Source organism: Vibrio sp. 10N.222.55.A1, assembly GCF_041473835.1.
Taxonomy (GTDB): domain Bacteria; phylum Pseudomonadota; class Gammaproteobacteria; order Enterobacterales; family Vibrionaceae; genus Vibrio; species Vibrio crassostreae_C.
Genome location: NZ_JBFRSX010000096.1, coordinates 1 through 1,339 on the forward strand (window position 1 = coordinate 1; position 1,339 = coordinate 1,339).

Genomic DNA, 1,339 nt, shown 5'->3' on the forward strand with positions numbered 1-1,339 from the left:
TAACGTGATGTATGGAATCCACTCCCTCCTTAGCAATCTAGACTTAGGAGTGTGAGAAAAAACCGAGGGTTCCAATATGTTGACTAAAAATGTTATCGCTATCGACTTAGCAAAAAATGTTCTTCAAGCCTGCCATATCAGCATTCATGGTGAGCTAATGTCCAATAAACCTCTGAGTCGCCAGAAGATGAAAGAGTTCTTGGCAAAGGCTAAGCCTTCGATTGTCGCCATGGAAGGTTGTTGCGGTTGCCATTACTGGGGGCAATTAGCAGAAAAACTTGGGCATGAAGTCCGAATCATTAACCCTAAGAAGGTGAAAGGATACCTAGAAGGTCATAAAACGGATCATAATGATGCTCTCGCCATCGCTAACGCCGCTATACAAATTGGTATCAAGTACAGTCGTCCAAAGTCATTGGAACAACAAGCTATGCATTCTTTAGAAACTAGCCGTAGATTCTTATCTCGTAGTGTTGTTTCCCTAGCTCTTCACATTAGAGGGACAATTTTGGGCTACGGGATAGCAAACCCTAGAGGTGAAAAAGGCTTAAAAGCGTCGGTTCAAACCGTGCTTGATGGCGATACACCAATACCCTCCAATGTCGTATCCGTTCTGTCGATGCTTTGGGAGCAATATAAAGAACTTAAAGCAAAACTCATCGCATTCGAAAAAGAGAAAAATGCTTTAACCCGTCAGATAGAGCCGTGCCAACGATTAATGGGCATTGAAGGGGTTGGTGAAACAACTGCTGCGATGCTCTATACAACTCTTGGTGATGGAAAGCAGTTCAAGAATGGAAGACAAGCTTCAGCATTTGTTGGTCTTACACCTAAACAGCACAGTTCAGGAGGCAAAGTTTTTATGATTGGGATCGATAAATGCGGTGGTGTGAAGGAGCTACGCTCGCTTCTTTATCTTGGCGCAATGTCATACGTTGGGCGACTACCCGAAAAACCGAAGACTCAGAAGGACGCTTGGTTGAGGAGCATCATAGATCGTATCGGCTTCAAGAAGGCCTGCATTGCACTGGCTAACAAAGTGGTACGTACTGCGTGGGCAATGCTTCGGTATGAGACTGAATATAAACCAGTATTACTCACTCATTAATCACTACCAAATTTTTAAATTTTACAAAATGATGATGCATAAAAGGTAAGACCAACCTACTGAGAACCTGGCCATTCTGTCATGCTGTAAAAAGCTGCTAGCGCGATAAGGACAGTAGGTGCGCAAAACATCAAAGGCTAGAGGGTAGCTCCTTCAATAAGAAGCCGAATATACGACCGCATCTTAACTTTTATTGCCAAAATCACTTTGTAAATACGTGGATTCCATATA

General features: G+C 43.0%; 1 protein-coding gene. It reads left to right on the forward strand.

The genetic code is table 11. The features are described 5' to 3' along the window. The first annotated feature begins 76 nt into the window (after nt 1–76). Nucleotides 77–1,108: an IS110 family transposase gene (locus tag AB4493_RS21195; protein WP_102398621.1), complete on the forward strand. Its 1,032-nt coding sequence runs from the start codon at nt 77–79 to the stop codon at nt 1,106–1,108. Nucleotides 1,109–1,339: the final 231 nt, after the last annotated feature.

Excerpts from the sequence above, each read along its gene's own strand:
- AB4493_RS21195 (WP_102398621.1), top strand. The coding sequence starts at position 77 with ATGTTGACTAAAAATGTTATCGCTATCGACTTAGCAAAAAATGTTCTT.